This is a genomic window from Mesorhizobium sp. M7A.F.Ca.CA.003.01.2.1 (assembly GCF_003998945.1).
GTDB lineage: Bacteria > Pseudomonadota > Alphaproteobacteria > Rhizobiales > Rhizobiaceae > Mesorhizobium > Mesorhizobium ciceri.
This window is the reverse complement of record NZ_RZRA01000512.1, coordinates 1-4,009: the sequence shown is the minus strand read 5'-3', so window position 1 is coordinate 4,009 and position 4,009 is coordinate 1. Positions and strand designations below refer to the sequence as shown.

The following is a 4,009-nucleotide window of genomic DNA, read 5'->3' as shown; positions in this document are numbered from 1 at the left end:
CAGTTGGCCGAACGCACCGAAAGCTCGAGTTCGTCGACCTTCTTGAGCAGCGCCGGGTTGAAGGCGAGCTCGGTGACGGCCTCGGCAGCGACTTCCTTCTGCGGCTCGTCGAAGTTGACGAACAGGCCGAGCTGGTCCTGCAGGATGCGGGCGGCGAAAGCCACTGCGTCCTCGCCGGTGATCGAACCGTCGGTCTCGATCGTCATGGTCAGCTTGTCATAGTCGAGAACCTGGCCCTCGCGGGTGTTCTCGACCTTGTAGGAGACCTTCTTGACCGGCGAATAAAGGCTGTCGACCGGGATGAGGCCGATCGGCGCGTCTTCGGCGCGGTTGCGGTCGGCCGGCACGTAACCCTTGCCGGTGTCGACGGTGAATTCCATGCGGATTTCAGCGCCTTCGTCCAGCGTGCAGATGACGTGGTCGGGGTTGAGGATCTCGACGTCGCCAACCGTCTGGATGTCGCCGGCAAGAACCGCACCCGGTCCCTGCTTGCGAACGACCATGCGCTTGGGACCATCGCCTTCCATGCGGATGGCGATTTCCTTGATATTCAAGACGATGTCGGTCACGTCCTCGCGCACACCGGCGATGGACGAGAATTCATGTAGAACGCCGTCGATCTGCACGGCGGTAACAGCCGCACCGCGCAGCGAAGACAGAAGCACGCGGCGCAGCGCGTTGCCCAGCGTCAGGCCAAAGCCACGCTCGAGAGGCTCGGCGACCAGCGTGGTCAGCGTCTTCTTCTTCGACGAGAACTCGATCTTGTTCGGCTTGATCAGTTCCTGCCAATTTTTCTGGATCATGATGCTTTCCTTCCGTTGACCCGCCACCATCCAATCGTGGCGGGCGACCTGGAATGCCGCGGAGGAGCGCCCAAGGGCGCTCGCGCGGCGTTCGGTAAATGCTTAGACGCGACGCTTCTTGCGCGGGCGGCAGCCATTGTGCGGGATCGGCGTCACATCACGGATCGAGGTGATGGTGAAGCCGGCCGCCTGCAGGGCGCGCAGTGCCGATTCACGACCGGAGCCGGGTCCGCAGACCTCGACTTCGAGCATGCGCATGCCGTGTTCCTGGGCCTTCTTGGCAACATCCTCGGCAGCCATCTGGGCAGCGAACGGGGTCGACTTGCGCGAACCCTTGAAGCCCTGAGCACCGGCAGACGACCAGGCAATCGAATTGCCCTGCGCATCGGTGATGGTGATCATCGTGTTGTTGAAGGTCGAATTGACGTGGGCAACGCCCGACGAGATATTCTTGCGTTCGCGACGGCGAACACGAGCGGCTTCCTTGGCCATGATAGTCCTTTCAGTTGATCTCTACACCGCCGTAATGCCAGCGGCTCCACCTTCGTAAGGGAGTAGGGGAATAGGGCAGCAAGGGAGTAGGGAAAAACGCGACCCGACTGGCGGGCATTCCCTACTGCCTTACTCCCCTACTCCCTTATTCCCCTAAAAAAATTACTTCTTCTTGCCGGCGATCGACTTGGCCGGGCCCTTGCGGGTGCGCGCATTGGTATGCGTGCGCTGGCCGCGGACCGGCAGCGAGCGGCGGTGACGCAGGCCGCGGTAGCAGCCGAGGTCCATGAGCCGCTTGATGTTCATCGAGACTTCGCGGCGCAGGTCGCCTTCAACCTGGTAATCGCGGTCGATGGTCTCGCGGATCTGCAGCACTTCCGCGTCGGTCAGCTGGTTGACGCGGCGCTCGGCCGGGATGCCGACCTTGTCGACGATCTCCTGGGCGAACCGCTTGCCAATGCCGTGAATGTACTGAAGCGCAATGACAACGCGCTTGTTGGTCGGAATGTTGACGCCGGCTATACGAGCCATGTTCTTCCCTTCTCCATGTGGGCCGGCCAATCCTCAAAAACAAGGTAGGCTCGGCGCTGTCTTAAGTTGCCCCGCGTCCGGTGGAGGCCGGCCCATGCGGGAGTTTCCAGTTCAATGCGGCTGCCTTGCCCTTGCGGACAAGCAAAGCTCATGCCTGATAGGAAGACGGGCCGCCATACCGCAGCGAACCGCCTCCGTCAAGTGCAATCGTTAATTTCCCCGCACCGCGTCCTTGAGCACCGCTTCGATCTGTTCCGTCACGGCGTCGATATCGGCCATGCCATCGACACTGCGGAGCTTGCCCTTGGCATAGTAGTAGCCAATCAGCGGCGACGTCTTCTTGTAGTATTCCCTCAGGCGCTCTTCGAACACGGTCGGATTGTCGTCCTTGCGAACGGGAAGGCCGGCGGCCTGCGCCTCGTCGGCGCGTTTGACGATCCGGCCAACCAGGGCCTTGTCGTCGACCACGAGTTCAATGACGGCGTCGAGCCCCTGCGAGCGATCCGACAGCATCTGCTCGACCGCATCCGCCTGCACCAGGGTCCGCGGATAGCCGTCGAGGATGAACCCCTTGGCGCAGTCGGGCTGATCGATACGCTCAGCGACGATCGCGTTGACGATCGCGTCGGACACCAGTTCACCGGCATCCATCACCGCCTTGGCGCGCTTGCCAACCTCGGTGCCTGCCTGGACGGCAGCACGCAGCATGTCGCCCGTCGAGAGCTGGGGTATGCCGTGTTTTTCTACCAGTCTTTGTGCTTGCGTCCCCTTGCCCGCTCCTGGCGGCCCAAGCAATATCAACCTCATCTGGCTTTCTTCCCCCCGCGCAGCTTCGACTTCTTGATCAGGCCTTCATACTGGTGCGCGATCAGGTGACCCTGAATCTGCGCAACCGTATCGAGCGTGACACTGACCACGATCAGAAGCGATGTGCCACCAAGGTAGAACGGTACGCCAGTCGCCGAGATCAGGAACTCCGGCAGCAGGCACACCAGCACCAGATAGATGGCGCCGACGACGGTGATGCGGGTGAGAACGTAATCGATATAATCGGCGGTGCGCTCGCCCGGACGATAGCCCGGGATGAAGCCCGAATGCTTCTTGAGCTGGTCGGCGGTGTCCTTCGGGTTGAAGACAATCGCGGTGTAGAAGAAGGCGAAGAACACGATCATCGCCGCATAAAACAGCATGTAGAGCGGCTGGCCGTGGCCGAGCGAGGCGAGCACGGTGCTTGCCCACGCCGGCAGGTTCGTCGTCTGCGAGAAGCCGGCGACGGTGGCCGGCAGCAAAAGCAGCGACGAGGCAAAGATCGGCGGAATGACGCCCGACGTGTTGAGCTTCAGCGGCAGGTGCGAGGTATCGCCCTGGAACATCCGGTTGCCGACCTGGCGCTTTGGATACTGGATCAGCAAGCGGCGCTGGGCGCGCTCGAAGAACACGATGAGCGCAATGACGACGATAGCCAGCACGATGATCGCCAGGATCAGGCCGGTCGACAGCGCGCCGGTGCGGCCAAGCTCCAGCGTGCCGGAGATGGCGTGCGGCAGGCCGGCGACGATGCCGGAGAAGATGATCAGCGAAATACCGTTGCCGATGCCGCGGGCGGTGATCTGCTCGCCCAGCCACATCAGGAACATGGTGCCGCCGACCAGCGTGACGACGGTCGAGATGCGGAAGAACATGCCGGGGTCACTGACGATGCCGTTGCCGCCTTCCAGACCGACCGAAATGCCATAGGCCTGAACCAGCGCAAGCAGCACGGTGCCGTAGCGCGTGTACTGGTTAATGACCTTGCGGCCCTGTTCGCCTTCCTTCTTCAGCGCTTCCAATGACGGGATGACCGAGGTCATCAGCTGCATGATGATGGAGGCGGAGATGTAAGGCATGATGCCGAGCGCAAAGATCGCCATGCGCTGCACGGCGCCGCCGGCGAACATGTTGAACATGCCGAGCACGCCCTTGCTCTGCGAAGAGAAGGCCTGGGCGAAGGCGTCGGGATTGATACCGGGAAGCGGGATGTAGGTGCCGAGGCGATAAACCAGCAGCGCGCCGATCGTGAACCAGATGCGCTTCTTCAAATCCTCCGCCTTGGCGAAGGCCGAGAAATTCAGATTCGAGGCTAATTGTTCAGCAGCCGAAGCCATGCCTGATTCTCCGCTTGGTAACGCTTGATGGCCCTGAGG

5 protein-coding genes are annotated in these 4,009 nt (G+C 61.8%); all 5 read right to left on the bottom strand.

Translation table 11 applies throughout. The features are described from left to right. On the bottom strand, positions 1–803 hold an 803-nt coding region (locus tag EN969_RS20035), incomplete at its 3' end, for a DNA-directed RNA polymerase subunit alpha (protein ID WP_127419329.1). 102 nt (positions 804–905) lie between these two features. After that, complete coding sequence (gene rpsK, locus EN969_RS20030) at positions 906–1,295, bottom strand: 30S ribosomal protein S11 (protein ID WP_006205444.1); 390 nt, start codon at positions 1,293–1,295, stop codon at positions 906–908. A gap of 162 nt (positions 1,296–1,457) precedes the next feature. Continuing rightward, complete coding sequence (gene rpsM, locus EN969_RS20025; protein WP_013531437.1) at positions 1,458–1,826, bottom strand: 30S ribosomal protein S13; 369 nt, start codon at positions 1,824–1,826, stop codon at positions 1,458–1,460. 210 nt (positions 1,827–2,036) lie between these two features. Further along, positions 2,037–2,633 carry an adenylate kinase gene (locus EN969_RS20020; protein ID WP_013531436.1) on the bottom strand — a complete coding sequence of 199 codons (597 nt, stop codon included), beginning with the start codon at positions 2,631–2,633 and terminating at the stop codon, positions 2,037–2,039. Continuing rightward, positions 2,630–3,970 carry a preprotein translocase subunit SecY gene (secY, locus tag EN969_RS20015; protein WP_013531435.1) on the bottom strand — a complete coding sequence of 447 codons (1,341 nt, stop codon included), beginning with the start codon at positions 3,968–3,970 and terminating at the stop codon, positions 2,630–2,632. Before secY ends, EN969_RS20020 begins: the two co-directional genes overlap by 4 nt. Positions 3,971–4,009: the final 39 nt, after the last annotated feature.